We start from the raw sequence: 14,091 nt of genomic DNA on the forward strand, positions 1-14,091 counted from the left end.
AAGGCGGCGCCCCGCGCCGCGGAGACGCTTCATGGATCAGCTCGACGATATGCTCCATCAGGACCCGGACCCCACCGAAACCCAGGAATGGGTCGAATCGCTCAGTGCCGTCATCGATCGCGAAGGCACCGAACGCGCGCATTTCCTGCTGGAGAAGCTGGTCGATTCCACGCGGCGCTCAGGTGGCTACCTGCCGTTCGATCCGACCACCGAATACGTCAACACCATCCCGCCGCATCTGGAAGCCAAGATGCCGGGCGACGCCGCGATGGAATGGCGCATCCGCACACTGATCCGCTGGAACGCCATGGCCACGGTGGTGCGCGCCAACCGCAAGCCGGGCGAGCTGGGTGGTCATATCGCCAGCTTTGCGTCCTCGGCCACCTTGTATGACGTGGGCTTCAACCACTTCTGGCGCGCACCGAGCGCCGATCATCCGGGCGACCTGGTGTTCCATCAGGGGCACTCCAGCCCGGGTATCTACGCGCGTTCGTTCCTGGAAGGCCGCATCGCCGAGGAGCAACTGGACCTGTTCCGCATGGAAGTCGCCGGCCATGGCCGCGGCCTTTCCTCCTATCCGCACCCGTGGCTGATGCCCGATTACTGGCAGGTGCCGACGGTGTCGATGGGCCTGGGTCCGATCCAGGCGATCTACCAGGCGCAGTTCTGGAAGTACCTGGAACACCGCGGCCTGATGCCCAAGACCGACCGCAAGATCTGGTGCTTCATGGGCGACGGCGAAACCGACGAGCCCGAATCGCTCGGCGCGATCTCGCTGGCCGGCCGCGAAGGCCTGGACAACCTCATCTTCGTGATCAACTGCAACTTGCAGCGCCTGGACGGTCCGGTGCGGGGCAACGGCAAGATCATCCAGGAACTGGAAGGTGTGTTTCGCGGCGCCGGCTGGAACGCCATCAAGGTGGTGTGGGGCAGCTATTGGGATCCACTTCTGGCGCGCGACAAGAACGGCGTGCTGCGCAAGCTGATGATGGAAACCATCGACGGCGAATACCAGGCCTGCAAGGCCTTCGGTGGCGCGTACACGCGCGAGCATTTCTTCGGCAAGTATCCGGAGACGCGCGAGATGGTCGCCAACCTCAGCGACGACGATATCTGGCGCTTGAACCGCGGCGGTCACGATCCGCACAAGGTGTATGCCGCCTACCACGCGGCTGTGAACACCCAGGGCATGCCGACGGTGATCCTCGCCAAGACGGTGAAGGGTTATGGCATGGGCGCGGCCGGTGAGTCGCAAAACCCCACGCACCAGCAGAAGAAGCTGGACGACGAGGCCGTGCGCCACTTCCGCGATCGCTTCAACATCCCGGTATCGGATGAAAAGCTCAAGGACGTGCCGTACTACAACCCCGGCAAGGACTCGCCGGAAGTGCAATACATGCTCGAACGCCGCAAGGCGCTCGGCGGTGCGTTGCCACAACGCCGTCGCCATACCGACGTGAAGCTCAAGGCACCGGAGCTGCCCGCGTTCGAGCAAATCACCAAGGGCACGGGCGATCGCGAAATCTCCACCACCATGGCGCTGGTGCGCGGCATGAATCTTCTGCTGCGCGACAAGGCCATCGGCCCGCGCGTGGTGCCGATCGTCGCCGACGAAGCGCGCACCTTCGGCATGGAGGGTATGTTCCGCCAGATCGGCATCTACGCACCGTTCGGCCAGAAATATCGCCCGCAGGACGCCGACCAGCTGCTGTACTACCGCGAAGACCAGAAGGGTCAGGTGCTGCAGGAAGGCATTTCCGAAGCCGGCGGCATGGCCGCATGGATGGCTGCGGCCACCAGCTACAGCATCAGCAACCAACCGATGCTGCCGTTCTTCATCTACTACTCGATGTTCGGCTTCCAGCGTATCGGTGACCTCGCCTGGGCCGCCGGCGACATGCGTTCACGCGGCTTCCTGATCGGTGGCACGGCCGGACGCACCACCTTGAACGGCGAAGGTCTGCAGCATGAAGACGGCCATTCGCATCTGCTCGCCGGTGCGATTCCGAACGTACGCGCCTACGATCCGACCTTCTCGTACGAAGTGGCGGTGATTCTGCAAGACGGCACGCGCCGCATGCTGGAAGACCAGGAGGATGTGTACTACTACCTCACGGTTATGAACGAGAACTACAGCCACCCTGATCTGCCGCTAGGGGTCGAGGAAGGCATCGTCAAGGGCATGTACCTGTTCAAGGATGCCGGCAAAGCGAAGAAGGGCGAGCCGCGCGTGCAACTGCTCGGCTCCGGCACCATCCTGCGCGAAGTGATCGCGGCGGCGCAATTGCTGGAGAAGGATTTCGGCGTCAGCGCCGATATCTGGTCGGTGCCCAGCTTCAGCGAACTGCGTCGCGACGGTTTCGATGCCGAACGCTGGAACCGTCTGCATCCGGAAGCCGAACAGCGCGTGCCGTTCGTCACCGGCTTGTTGCAGGGGCATCAGGGCCCGGCGATTGCCGCCACCGACTATGTGCGCGAATACGCCGATCAAGTCCGCGCTTTCATCCCCGATGGCATGCGCTATACCGTGCTCGGCACCGACGGCTTCGGTCGCTCGGACACGCGCGAACACCTGCGTGGCTTCTTCGAAGTGGATCGCTACTGGATCGCGCATGCCGCGCTCGCCGCGCTGGCGAAGGATGGCAAGGTCAACGCCAAGGACGTGGCGCGTGCGATTCGCGAGTACAAACTCGATCCAGACAAACCCAATCCGCTCAACGTGTAACGAAAAAGCCCGCCGAAAGGCGGGCTTTTTTTATCTCGGTGGTGAATCGTTTGGGCGCGATCGATTCAATCCTCGTCGCGTCGCAATGCGCGATACAACAGGAACAATGCACCTACCGTTCCGGCGACGATCGCAGCGGTGGCCACCGGATGGCGACCTGCGTGGCGACGCAAACGGCGGTACTGGTAGTTGGCTTCGTCGGCGATATCCTCCGCCCGGCGCGCAATACGCTTGCGTGCATCGATACCGCGGAATCGCCCGACGGCGCGGCGGCCGCGAGACAGCCAGTCGTCGGCAGTATCGGCGGCACCGTCTGCATACTCGCGCACACGGTTGCCAAGGTGGTCGAGTCGGCGTTCGATGTCGGCTTGCCTGCTCATGGCGATAGTCCTTGAAATGTCGGGAAAAATGACCTTGCCAGTGGCCACGTGAGTGGGACGTTAACCGCCGGTGGATAGGCTGAGGTTGATATTAATCACTCACGGTGCGCGTTGAAATCAGGGCTTCAACCTCATGAATCCGGAGAGCCCGGATACGCCATGTTCATCGGACGCCTCGACCGCCACCGCACGGGCCAATCCCTTGCTCAGCGCACGGGGTCAACAGCGTGGGCCGATCAGCCGGGGATCGCGGCATGCAGGCGACAGCCCCAGTTTCCAGCGCACGCCTCAAGCGTTATGCCGACGAAGACTCCATATGCAGACGCTGGCGCCGTCGCAAGGTGGGAAACATCGCCATCCACAATCCCACCACCACCAGCGTGCCGATGCCGCCGACCACGGTCGCGCCGACCGCGCCCATCCATGCGGCCAACATGCCCGATTCAAATTCGCCGAGCTGATTGGAGGTATTGATAAAGATCGCGTTCACGGCGCTGACGCGTCCGCGCATCGTGTCGGGTGTATCCAACTGCACCAGGGAGCCGCGGATCACCATACTGACCATGTCGAACGCACCCAGCGCGAACAACGCCAGCAGCGAAAGCCACAGCACGTTCGATAGCGCAAATACCAGCGTGGCCACACCAAAGCCCGCCACGGCAGCGAACATGATCTTGCCGACACTGCGCTCCATGCTGTGGTGCGCCAGCCAGAAGGACATCAGCAACGCACCCACCGCCGGCGCCGCGCGTAACAAACCCAATCCCCACGGGCCGGTGTGCAGAATGTCTTTGGCGAAAATCGGCAACAGTGCCGTGGCACCGCCCAGCAACACGGCGAACAAGTCCAGTGAAATGACACCGAGCACATCCTTGCGCTCGCGAATGAAATGCACACCGGCGAACAAGGTTTTGAGGGTGGCCGGTTCGCGCTTGGGCGGTGCGTGCTCATAGCGCAGCCGTGAAACCAGCGTTGCAGCCACCAGATAGAGAACGGCCGCCGTCGCATAGACCACGCCGGGCCCGGCCACGTACAGCAGGCCGCCTAACGCCGGTCCTACGATCATGGCTGCCTGCATCGCAGAGCCGTTCACCGCCATGGCCCTGGGTAACAGGGCTGCCGGCACCAACGCGGGCACCATCGATTGCATCGAGGGCGATTCGAACGCCTTGGCCGTGCTGATGACGAAGATCAACAGCAGAATGCCTGCCTCATCGATCGCGTGCAGAAAGGTCAATATCGCCAGCACGACGATCGCCACCCATTCCACGATCTGCCCGATCAGCACGATGCGCCGCCGATCGAATTGGTCAGCTAGGTGGCCGGCCGGCAGCGCCAGCAATACAGAGGGAAAGAACTGCACCAGGCCAATCAAGCCCAGATCGAAGGCGCGACCGGTGAGGGCGTAAATCTGCCAACCCACGGCCACGGACAACATTTGAAAACCGAAGCTCGAAGCAGTGCGAGCGCACCAGAAGGCGATATAGGCGTGATGGTTGAACAGCGAATCGGCCGAACGCGACGCGGGGGAGGGCGACATGCGGGGTCCTTGTCTGAGGGCTGCATTATCCGGCGCGATGCCTTTCCGGCAAAGCGGCATGCGCCTTCCTTCAGGGCAATGAACGTGTCTTGGATTCGATCGGAGGCGCCATGAAAGCGCGCGTGCCCCTCAAAGCCGTCATGCCAACGGAGTTTCCAAAGGAGAGAGGGGCGCTTGATAGGTAGAATCCGGCGATGAGAACGAGCCAAGGTTTCACCTTCGAAAGCTTCCAACGCTGGCGTCGATCGTTCGAGATCGGCTTCTGGCTCGCGTTTTTCGCCGTCAACACCGTGTTCAACGGGATGGTGGCGGTGATGGACCATCGAGGTGTCCCGCGCTGGGAGCCATGGACGTGGGAGGCCAGCAGCGGCGTGGTGATGCTGGCGCTGATACCGGCCATGGTTTGGGCTTCGCGTCGTTGGCCCATTCGTTTGGACAACTGGCAGCGAAATCTGCCACGGCATCTGGTCTACAGCGTTCTATTCAGCATGCTGCATGTCGGCGGCATGGTCGCGCTGCGCAAGCTTGTCTATGTGATGGCGGGCCAGCGTTACGTCGTCGGCCCCTGGCTGCCGGACTTCGGCTATGAGTATCTGAAGGACATACGTTCGTACTTTTGGATACTCGTCGCCATCGCCTTGTACCGGTTCTGGGTGATGCGTTTTCAAGGCGAAGCCAGCTTGCTCGCTGAGCCGGATGTCGGGCCACCGGTGGAATCGCTCGAACAGCCCGAGCGCTTCCTGGTACGCAAACTCGGCAAGGAGTTTCTATTGGCCGCCCGCGAGATCGAATGGCTGCAGGCGTCGGGCAATTACGTCAATCTACATGTGCGCGGTCGCGACTATCCTTTGCGCGCCACTATGACGAGCATCGAGGCGCGGCTGGATACGCACCGCTTCGTGCGTGTGCATCGCAGCTATGTCATCAACTTGGATTTTCTGGTCGAGATCGAGCCGCTGGAAACCGGTGATGCGCGCCTGTCCATGCGCGACGACATGAAAATTCCATGCAGCCGGCGTTATCGCGCCAGCCTGCGCGAGCGCTTCGGCCAGCCTGCGGCGGTATAGCCGCATGTTTTATCGCTGTCGACCGCGCCTTTTCCAATCGAGGGTTGCCTATATCGTCAATTGGATGGTCATGCACAGAGCGTCTGCGGCAGAAGCGTTGTTATGACCCAACGGAAAAGCGTCGTCGCTGCATGGCGGGCCTGGTTGATTTCATTAGACGGCGACGTTTATTGCTGACTAGCGACCAATTCGATAATGCCGCCAAAGCCTTATAACGGCCCTATATGCAAGGATGGTAACGACAAGGTCGATAGTTGCGAATCCAAAAATGTAAAGATCGTCGGGATCTCGTATCCCCAGTTTTTCTGAAAGCAAAAACAATATGTTTTGCTGATCGGGAGGCATGGGCACCGGATAGGTATGCACAAATCGGAGCGCAAGATCGTAAAGGCCAATGAATAAGATTGCCCTGACAATGATTGCCAGAAACTTACGGGCAAGTGCCACCATATGCAATGACCTCAATCAAGCCGTATGCGCTCAGCGTGGAATTGCCAGCGGGTATCATGCTTGTATTTAGAAACGCTCTGCGGATGGTTTGAAAATCGGAATAGCTTGACAGGGTGATGCATCCCAACGATATGCCGCGTCCTCCCATGGGGTGTAGTCGAAAATTGCCGCGCTCAACCCCATCGACCCAGGTGTAGTCATCAATTTTGCTGTCATCTCGATACAGTGCGAACCATTCGTCTCGGTGTGGCGAAGGTCCCAAACGTGAACCGGCAGCATCTTTTACCCATGCTATGGCGCGCGAACGTATGCCACCCATAGGACGATCAACAACCCAATACCGACTAGTTGGAATAGGGCCATTATCCGGAACGGCCGTACACCCACCTCTGTTGCGGTATATGTTATTCCCCGAAAAAGCTTGGAACGCTCCCACTCCAAAGATAGTCAAAGTCAACACTGGCTTGTTGTCGATGATAAATTTCCCTTGCAACGCCATTGGACGTCCCTCCAATAATTAACGGTCACTCCATGCATCAGTGAATTTGATGTTGCCGTCTGTGTAGCGCCATGTGATTCGCTCATACATCAGCGAAATAGATTCCATATGGTTGATTTCGGAAGTGCCTGCCATTTTTGTGTTTGGGATGCCGGGACTGACCCCGGTAACTTTTACGTTTTCGAGCAGCATGATGAAATACACTTCCTCCCGGCCTGAATGGTCGATGCGGTACCAGCGTAGTTCTGCTGACTTCAGGGTTTGCCCTCTGGCGACAGCCTTATAGAGGTAGAGCGATGACGCATCGAATTCCTTTTCCACATTCATCGGTGCATGCATCCGGGTGCCGGTGATCTTTCCGTCATTACCGCCGACCGGAAGGTTAAGTCCGTGACTGAAGCCAATCACTTCGATGCTTCCTTCTCGCCCACTTACCGTCGAAGAACCTCTGATGTCCGCACCACCGTCATCTTTCAACCAAAGATATGCCGGAATTGCCATGCTCTTTTCCTTCTATGGTTTCGAGATCTATTAGAGAAGGGCAAAATTGGCAGGCTTGCCGTCTTCTGCATAGCAACATTTTCTGATTGCTGTGTGGGTGAAACGGCATTCGCGCCATGCATTTGTCATCAGCGGATGGTGTTCAGAGATTGCCAGGTGGAATTTCGCACGCATCGGAAGGTCCTCTAATCAATCCATTTGACTCGGCAAAAACGGCGGCTTGCCTGCGATGAGCTCCTGATTGAGCTCTTAGACCGTTTCTTGACATGGCTTCATCGGTGTGGCGGCGAAGTTCGATCTCGATGTCGCCGGATTCATCGACGCGTGGTTGCGCCGGGCTGGCGGCTCGTTTCAAGCTACAGGCCTATCTTCCCTGGGATGTGAGCCATGATCCGTATGCCTTTGCGCCATGTTCTTGTTGCCAGTGCCGCGTGCGGCTGGTTGCTGCTGGCCGCCTGCTCGCAGGATCAGAACAACCCCTCGCCGCAGGATGCCGCCAAGGCGCAGGCGCAGCAGATGGCAGCGGAGGCCAACCAGGAATTGCAGAGCTATCGCCAGATGCTTGGGATGAAGAACGATGAGATGGCCGTGCAACTCGGCCAGCAGATCGTCCAGCAATTCCCCAACAGCCCGGCCGCCAAGGAAGTGCAGCAGACCTTGCCGCAAGTCGAGCAGCGTTGGAAGGAAGAGAGCGAAAAGCACCGCCTGGCAGCACTGTGGACATACCAGGTCGGCCCGATGGAGGGTGGTACCCAGTCCACCGCCAGTCTCTACAGCACGCGTCCTTCAGGCGATCGCGCGGTGCGATTGGTGCTGCGCCGCCATACCCAATGGGGGCAAAGCGTGTTCCTGTTCGGCAGCGGTCATGGCTTTGTCTGCAAGGGTAACTGTGTCATCCAGGCCAAGTTCGATGACAAGCCGCATCCGCTGCGCGCCTTCCTGCCGACCACGGGAGAGCCGGCGATGTTCATCCGCGATGACAAGCCCTTCATCGCCGCCATGGAAAAGGCCAAGCGCATCACCATGGACGTGGAAATGCAGGATGGCGACAAGCTGGAGCTGGTATTCGAAACGGGAGGCTACGATCCGTCCAAATGGCAACCGGTCGGCAAGAAATAGTGCACTGATGACGCGCTCGCGCGTTAGGTCGCTTACGGCCCATCACGGAGGCAGGTGTCATGTCGAAGTTGCAGGTTCTGGCCGGGTCACTGCTGAGCGTGGTGCTGGCAGCGTGTTCGAGTGTGCCTTACGCGCAGCGTTTGCAGCAGCGCCAGCAGGCCTACAACGCGGCCGCTGGCACGCCGGTACGCAGCTTCCGTCTGGTATTGGGCATGCAGATCTACTCATGGGAACCGCTGAGTGAAACCCAGCTGGTGGTCTATACGCTGCCCCAAAAGGCTTATCTCCTGGACGTGTGGCCCTGCAACAACCTTACCTTCACCAACGTCATTGGACTGACCAGTTTCGCCAATACCGTGCAAACCGGTTACGACAAGGTGCTGGCGGGACGGCCGTATATCCCGTGCATGATCAAGCAGATTCGCCCGGTGGACCTGGCCCAATTCAAGCTCGATAAGGAAGGGCAGCGGCACATGGACAGCGTGCCGCGTAGCAACGCCGGCAATGCCCCGGCGAGCAGCGGCGGAACATAAGGAGCTCTACGCAAGCCGGGAGCGTGAGGCTGTTGCTTCGCGCGTGAGCGATAGCCTCACCATACTGAACGCCCACCTCAGTGCAGGAACAGTTTCTGGCTGATCCGGGCCAGTGGTTTTTCCATCGCCTGCTGCAAGCGCGGTGGCAAGTTCAGTGGCTTGAGCAGCATTTTCACCGACATCTCGGCCGGGATGTGCCTTCGCAGCAATGTCAACGCGGGGTCGGCCACTTTCCGGAACTGCTCCTGGTCGTCCTTGTAATGCGGATAGCACTGGTTGAAGACGTGGCGCATCGCGATGTCGCTGTCTTCGTTCTTGACTTCGTTGGCGCGGCGAAGGATGGCGCGCAACACTTTGTAGCGGCCCAGCTGTTCCTGCTCGCGGTAGCGCAGGAAGGCTTGGTAGAAGTGCTTGTAGTGGCGCACTTCATCACTCTTGATGTGACTGGTGAGCTGCTTGAGCACCGGCTCGTCGGCGATGTCGTTCAAGGCGCGGTAGAGGCTGGCGGTACCCGTCTCCACCACACAGCGCGCGGCCAGTTCAAGACAGCGCGAGGGCTCGAGCTGTTCGGTCGTGCACAGTGCGCCGTAATCTTTCCAGAAGGCCTGAAAGCCGGCGTCCCAATCGAACTCCGGCCACACGTGGCGCACGTATGCAGCCAGCGCGCGACCGTGTTGCATTTCTTCGTGTTCCCAGTGGTCGCGCAACCAGGCCTGCAGCTCCAGGTCGCCCTGGAAGTGGTCGATCAGGTTATGGGTGTAGAGGTCCGAACCGCTTTCGACGAATGAGGCGCTGCAAAGCAGCATGAATAGCTTTTCGTCATGCCGCACACGGGCAACGTCGATGTCGGCGAAATTCAGGCTTTCCAGAGTCCATGGAAGGACGGTGCTGTAGTCCACGTGGCGGTTCCCGTGCAAAAAAGGCTATCTGACCTGTGACAGATCAGGGACAACAGCATAAACGGTGAACGCTGATCCGGATTAATGCAAGCCGACCTGCCGCGGCTAGCGGATCACCGTAACCGGGACGTGGGCGCCGGCCAGGACATCCTCCGATACCGACCCCAACAGCCAGCGGGCGAGGGCACCTCGGCCAGTATGCCCAATCACGATATGGTCGATGTCCGGATGCTGCCGGACCTGGTTGAGCAGGACGTCGCCCGGTGAACCATGGGTGATTTCCAGATCCACGCGCTCATCGGCGGCTTCCGGCGCGATGGCGCGTAGTTCGCTCCACAGTTCCTGGGTGCGATGGCGCGATTCGTCCGTGATCATCAGCGAGCAGGCATCGGCGCCGCCCTGGGTGACCTGGAGCACGTAGACGACTCGTACACGGCCACCGCTGTCGCGAGCCAGTTCCGCGGCAAAGCGAAAGGCGCGTCGCGCCGAATCAGAACTGTCATAGCCAACCAGCGAATACTTGGGCATGGTTTCCTCCGCACTGCGCCGGAGTGGAATCAAGTGTGCGCGGCGCATTGTTAGTTAATCATCAAGCCCATGAAAAGCACAGGCGGGTCTGTGCACGCTAGCCTCACAACCACCTGCCGAAACTGAATGCCCGCGCGATTTTTGGCGGTTTATTCAGATCTCTACGCTAAAACTTGAACCACGGCATGGATGACCATGCCATTGCAAGGAGAGACCCTTATGAGCAAGCGAACCCTCCGATTGACGGCCGGCCTTCTGTGCGCAGGGATGATCTGTGGTTTTTCCGCCGCCCCGGCGCACGCGGGCAAGGCGCCGGTGAAATGCCATCTGACTTACAGCCTGTCGGGCTGGTCGGCGATCTACCAGCATGCCGAAGGTCGCGGCCATGTCCGCTGCGATGACGGACAGAGTGCGTCGGTCAGCATCAGCGTGCACGGTGGTGGCCTGACGGCAGGCAAGTTCCACGTGACGGGTCACGGCGATATCAGCAATGTCTATGGCATCAAGGATGTCTACGGCGACTACGTGCAAGCGGGTGCATCGGCCGGTGCGGTACGCAGCGGTACCGCGCAAGTATTGACCAAGGGCACGACGTCCATTGCCCTCAGTGGTACGGGTGAAGGCTGGAACATCGGCGTAGCCATCGACGGGTTCACCATCAAGCCCGTGCAATAACCCGGCACCCTACGTTTGCTGTTCGATGAAAGGCGCCTGCGGGCGCCTTTCATTTGTGCGCCTGCATGGGATGCTCGGGGCATCCTATACTCCTGGCATTGTCTACCTTCGGAGCCACCTCCATGCATCGTCGATGGGCCTTGCTCATGGTCATCGGCCTGATCGGCCTGTTGTCGTTTCCCGCGCTTGGCGGCGTTCATGGCGGCAATCCGCAGGTGGGCCAGGACGCTCCTGCTTTTCGCCTGCAAGACCAGCTTGGGCATTGGCGCGGGCCGGCCGATTACCACGGGCACTGGCTGGTGCTGTATTTCTATCCGAAAGATTTCACGCCCGGGTGCACCACTGAGGTATGCACCTTCCGCGATGACATCGCCAAGCTGCGTCAGGCCGGTGCGAACGTGATCGGCGTGAGCCTGGACGATGTGAAATCGCACGCCGGATTCGCCGCGAAATACCATGTACCGTTTCCCTTGTTGGCCGACGCCAACCGTCAAGTTGCCATCCGCTACGGCGTACTTACCTCCGTGGTGGGCTTCCATTTCGCCAAGCGCACGACCTTCCTGATCGCCCCGAACGGCAAGATCGCCAAGATCTACCGGGACGTGGACCCGAAAGAAAACGCAGCGCAAGTGCTCAGCGATCTCAACAACCTGAAAAAGGCTGCCACCTGATGGTGATCTCCCGCTTCGAAACGAGTCCGCGCAAAAGCTCCGGCTTCGCATGGTGGCGCATGCTGACATGGCTGTTGCTACTGCTGGCGGGCTTTGGTGGCGTGCAGTACATCCACCATGCGCAGCAGATATGGGGGGTATTGCAAAACGTGCCCGCCGACGACACCGCCAGCGCCAGCGCGCTCCACGGTATGCTCCGCTGGGATCTGGTTTATCTGGGCGCAGCGTTGGTGGTGATCATCGCCTGCGCCGGATGCATCCTGCGGCAAGCATGGGCGCGTTCGGTATTGCGTGTGATTGCGCTTCTTCTGTGCGTATGGGTTGCCTATCGCGGTGCCCTGTTGTGGCACCAGTGGGATGCGCTCGGTCAGTTGAACGGCACCGCTATTACCTCGTTGACTGATCTCAAGCGTGTGCTGCGGATCAGCCTTGCGCTACACACAGTGGCAGTACCCGTGCTCCTGTGGCTGGCCTGGCAGCTCGGGCAGCCGGCCGTACGGCTGCAATTTCGCCCGCGTGCAGGCTGATTCAGCGGCGGTTATCGCGTTGCGCTCTATCGGTGGCTTCCTTGAACCTGGGAGAAACCGCTTATGCGCATCCACTGTCTGCTTGCCGTTGCAGCGCTGGCGCTTGCCTGCGGTGACGTGCATGCGCAGGATCTGTCGAAGGTTTGTCACGCCACCAGCAGTTACGATCTCACGCTGCAACCGGGCCGATTGATCTTCGATCGCGCGGCGCCCGCGCCCACACGCGTGGTGATCGGTGCGGGCAGCTTGCAGACCGACGGTCAAACCGTGCCGCTCAATGAGGAAGATCAAGATCGCCTCGTGCTATTCCAGCGCGAGTTGCGTGCGTTGGTTCCACGCGTAAAGGCGGTGGCGCAGCGCGGGGTGGATCTTTCGCTGCAGGCCATCGCGCAGGAATCGGACACGCTCAATCTCGACGCCGACACACGTGCCCAACTGCAGCAACGCCTGCAAGCCGAAGCCGTGGAGCTTCATCAGCGCGTGGCCGCCAGTCAGAGTACGCATGATTGGCACGGTGACACCGCAAACCAGTACGCCAACAAGGTGATCGGCGATATCGCGCCGCTGGTTGCCTCGGCCCTGGGGCAGCAGGCCCTCAGCGCGGCGATGAGTGGGGACCTGCAACAGGCCGCCACGTTGCGCGACCGGGCGGCCAATCTCGCCGACGGCTTCCAGCCCCGTCTGCAGCAGCGACTGCAGGTGTTGCGGCCGCAAATCCAGGCCCTATGCCCGGATATTCAACGACTGGCCCAATTGCAGGACGGTCTTCGTGCCAGCAATGGACGGTTGCTTAACCTCGTCCAGGTCGGCCAGTGAAACGCCGGCTGAGTGAAAACCCTTTATGACAGTAGGATTTAGCCGCGGCTAAGTAGGTGTCCTGCAGCATAAGCGTCAGTTTACAGACAGCGCCCAAATAGGAGACCACGTAGGTGCCGCTGGCAATCCAGCAACTTTGCAATGGCCTGATCCGCCGCAGCATCGAGCTGCGCGCGCTGTACTGCCATGCCTCCACCCGGGTCGGCGAGCCGGGCCTGCGCACGGTGCTGGAGGAAGAGGCACAGTCGCTCGGCCAAGTCATCGCCGAACTACAGGCGCAGCTGCGCAGCCATGACAGCGCGCCTGCCACCCGTCGTCGCATGATCGGCGCGGTGCGCCACCGCTTCGATGCCATGCTCCCGCACAGCGATGACGCCTGGATCCGCCTGCTGGCCCGTCACGAACAACGACTGCTGCGCGCCTTCGAGCGCGTGCTCGCACGCATGGAGCCCGGCGATATGGCGGCCGCCCTACACCGTCAGCTTCCACGCTTGCACTCCATCGACCTGGACATGCACAGCCTGGCGAAGGCCATCGGCGTCGGACACTGATCCATGGCCAGGCCATCGCCCGACGCGCTGGCGGTGCTGTCTTTCTGGTTCGACCCGGCCAACGCGCCGCATTGGTTCGCCATCAACGCTGATTTCGATGCCACGCTCCGGGAGCGATTCGGCCAGACGCTTGGGCTGGCGACAGAAGGCAAGCTTCATCATTGGGCTGACACGCCGCAAGGATGGCTGGCGCTAGTGGTCGTGCTGGATCAGTTTTCCCGCAACCTGCATCGCAATGATCGGCGTGCATGGGCGCAGGACCTTCATGCACAACAACTCGTCGTGTGGGGCATTGAGGAAGGTTTCGACCGTCAGTTGCCGCCCATGCAGCGCGTCTTTGCCTACATGCCGTTTGAGCATGCTGAAAATATCAGCTTGCAGCAGCGATGTGTCGCTGCGTATGAGGCGCTGTGCGCAGATGTTCCCTCCGAAGAGCGCCATCGCTATACCGGCTTTCTCGATTATGCTCGACGCCATGAAGCAGTGATCGCGCGCTTTGGCCGTTTCCCGCATCGCAATGCGGTACTCGGCCGAATCTGTACACCGGAAGAGCAGGCTTACCTCGCCGAACCAGGCAGCAGATTTTAGCTATCGATCATTGCCACGGATC

The 14,091-nt window shown here is 60.3% G+C and carries 16 protein-coding genes; 10 read left to right on the forward strand and 6 right to left on the reverse strand.

Translation table 11 applies throughout. The annotated features are described in order from the left end of the window. Positions 1 to 31: 31 nt before the first annotated feature. Positions 32 to 2,725 carry a pyruvate dehydrogenase (acetyl-transferring), homodimeric type gene (gene aceE / locus DWU98_RS19625; RefSeq protein ID WP_115497280.1) on the forward strand — a complete coding sequence of 898 codons (2,694 nt, stop codon included), beginning with the start codon at positions 32 to 34 and terminating at the stop codon, positions 2,723 to 2,725. A gap of 65 nt (positions 2,726 to 2,790) precedes the next feature. On the opposite strand, the gene DWU98_RS19630 is transcribed toward aceE, so the two are convergent. Together DWU98_RS19630 and DWU98_RS19635 are read right to left on the reverse strand one after the other, a co-directional pair. Further along, the gene (locus DWU98_RS19630) at positions 2,791 to 3,105 is read right to left on the reverse strand and encodes a hypothetical protein (protein ID WP_115497281.1); all 315 of its coding nucleotides are present in this window, start codon (positions 3,103 to 3,105) and stop codon (positions 2,791 to 2,793) included. Positions 3,106 to 3,400: 295 nt separating this feature from the next. Continuing rightward, positions 3,401 to 4,645: an MFS transporter gene (locus tag DWU98_RS19635; RefSeq protein ID WP_115497282.1), complete on the reverse strand. Its 1,245-nt coding sequence runs from the start codon at positions 4,643 to 4,645 to the stop codon at positions 3,401 to 3,403. Positions 4,646 to 4,839: 194 nt separating this feature from the next. On the opposite strand from DWU98_RS19635, the gene DWU98_RS19640 reads away from it, so the two are divergent. Next, the gene (locus DWU98_RS19640; protein ID WP_115497283.1) at positions 4,840 to 5,712 is read left to right on the forward strand and encodes a LytTR family DNA-binding domain-containing protein; all 873 of its coding nucleotides are present in this window, start codon (positions 4,840 to 4,842) and stop codon (positions 5,710 to 5,712) included. A 430-nt stretch (positions 5,713 to 6,142) separates the two neighbouring features. Here DWU98_RS19640 and DWU98_RS22595 read toward each other — a convergent pair whose 3' ends face one another. Beyond that, entirely contained in the window at positions 6,143 to 6,661 is a 519-nt protein-coding gene (locus tag DWU98_RS22595) for a DUF2778 domain-containing protein (protein WP_115497285.1), read from the reverse strand. A gap of 18 nt (positions 6,662 to 6,679) precedes the next feature. Then, on the reverse strand, positions 6,680 to 7,162 hold the full coding sequence (locus tag DWU98_RS19655) for an Hcp family type VI secretion system effector (RefSeq protein ID WP_115497286.1): 483 nt from the start codon (positions 7,160 to 7,162) through the stop codon (positions 6,680 to 6,682). Between the two features lie 387 nt (positions 7,163 to 7,549). Between DWU98_RS19655 and DWU98_RS19660 the strand changes: the two genes are divergently transcribed. Then, entirely contained in the window at positions 7,550 to 8,281 is a 732-nt protein-coding gene (locus DWU98_RS19660) for a hypothetical protein (RefSeq protein WP_115497287.1), read from the forward strand. Between the two features lie 59 nt (positions 8,282 to 8,340). Next, positions 8,341 to 8,814 (forward strand): DUF6491 family protein, encoded by a 474-nt coding sequence (locus DWU98_RS19665; protein WP_115497288.1) that lies wholly within the window; start codon positions 8,341 to 8,343, stop codon positions 8,812 to 8,814. A gap of 77 nt (positions 8,815 to 8,891) precedes the next feature. Here DWU98_RS19665 and DWU98_RS19670 read toward each other — a convergent pair whose 3' ends face one another. Together DWU98_RS19670 and DWU98_RS19675 are read right to left on the reverse strand one after the other, a co-directional pair. Beyond that, positions 8,892 to 9,713, reverse strand: a complete 822-nt coding sequence (locus tag DWU98_RS19670) for a ferritin-like domain-containing protein (protein ID WP_115497289.1) — start codon at positions 9,711 to 9,713, stop codon at positions 8,892 to 8,894. Between the two features lie 105 nt (positions 9,714 to 9,818). Further along, the gene (locus tag DWU98_RS19675) at positions 9,819 to 10,241 is read right to left on the reverse strand and encodes a universal stress protein (RefSeq protein ID WP_115497311.1); all 423 of its coding nucleotides are present in this window, start codon (positions 10,239 to 10,241) and stop codon (positions 9,819 to 9,821) included. Between the two features lie 219 nt (positions 10,242 to 10,460). Between DWU98_RS19675 and DWU98_RS19680 the strand changes: the two genes are divergently transcribed. The 6 genes from DWU98_RS19680 to DWU98_RS19705 all read left to right on the forward strand — a co-directional run bounded on the left by DWU98_RS19680 (position 10,461) and on the right by DWU98_RS19705 (position 14,069). After that, on the forward strand, positions 10,461 to 10,916 hold the full coding sequence (locus tag DWU98_RS19680) for a hypothetical protein (RefSeq protein WP_115497290.1): 456 nt from the start codon (positions 10,461 to 10,463) through the stop codon (positions 10,914 to 10,916). A gap of 122 nt (positions 10,917 to 11,038) precedes the next feature. Next, positions 11,039 to 11,587, forward strand: coding sequence for a peroxiredoxin (locus tag DWU98_RS19685; RefSeq protein WP_230474957.1), 549 nt, complete (start codon positions 11,039 to 11,041; stop codon positions 11,585 to 11,587). Then, positions 11,587 to 12,114, forward strand: coding sequence for a hypothetical protein (locus DWU98_RS19690; protein WP_115497291.1), 528 nt, complete (start codon positions 11,587 to 11,589; stop codon positions 12,112 to 12,114). The genes DWU98_RS19685 and DWU98_RS19690 overlap by 1 nt, the downstream gene beginning before the upstream one ends. 63 nt (positions 12,115 to 12,177) lie before the next feature. Further along, positions 12,178 to 12,930, forward strand: coding sequence for a DUF2884 family protein (locus tag DWU98_RS19695; RefSeq protein WP_196239546.1), 753 nt, complete (start codon positions 12,178 to 12,180; stop codon positions 12,928 to 12,930). 113 nt (positions 12,931 to 13,043) lie between these two features. After that, positions 13,044 to 13,481, forward strand: a complete 438-nt coding sequence (locus tag DWU98_RS19700) for a DUF2383 domain-containing protein (RefSeq protein ID WP_115497292.1) — start codon at positions 13,044 to 13,046, stop codon at positions 13,479 to 13,481. A 3-nt stretch (positions 13,482 to 13,484) separates the two neighbouring features. Further along, complete coding sequence (locus DWU98_RS19705; RefSeq protein WP_115497293.1) at positions 13,485 to 14,069, forward strand: DUF924 family protein; 585 nt, start codon at positions 13,485 to 13,487, stop codon at positions 14,067 to 14,069. The last annotated feature ends 22 nt before the right edge of the window (positions 14,070 to 14,091 follow it).

It is taken from the genome of Dyella monticola, assembly GCF_003363155.1.
GTDB lineage: Bacteria > Pseudomonadota > Gammaproteobacteria > Xanthomonadales > Rhodanobacteraceae > Dyella_B > Dyella_B monticola.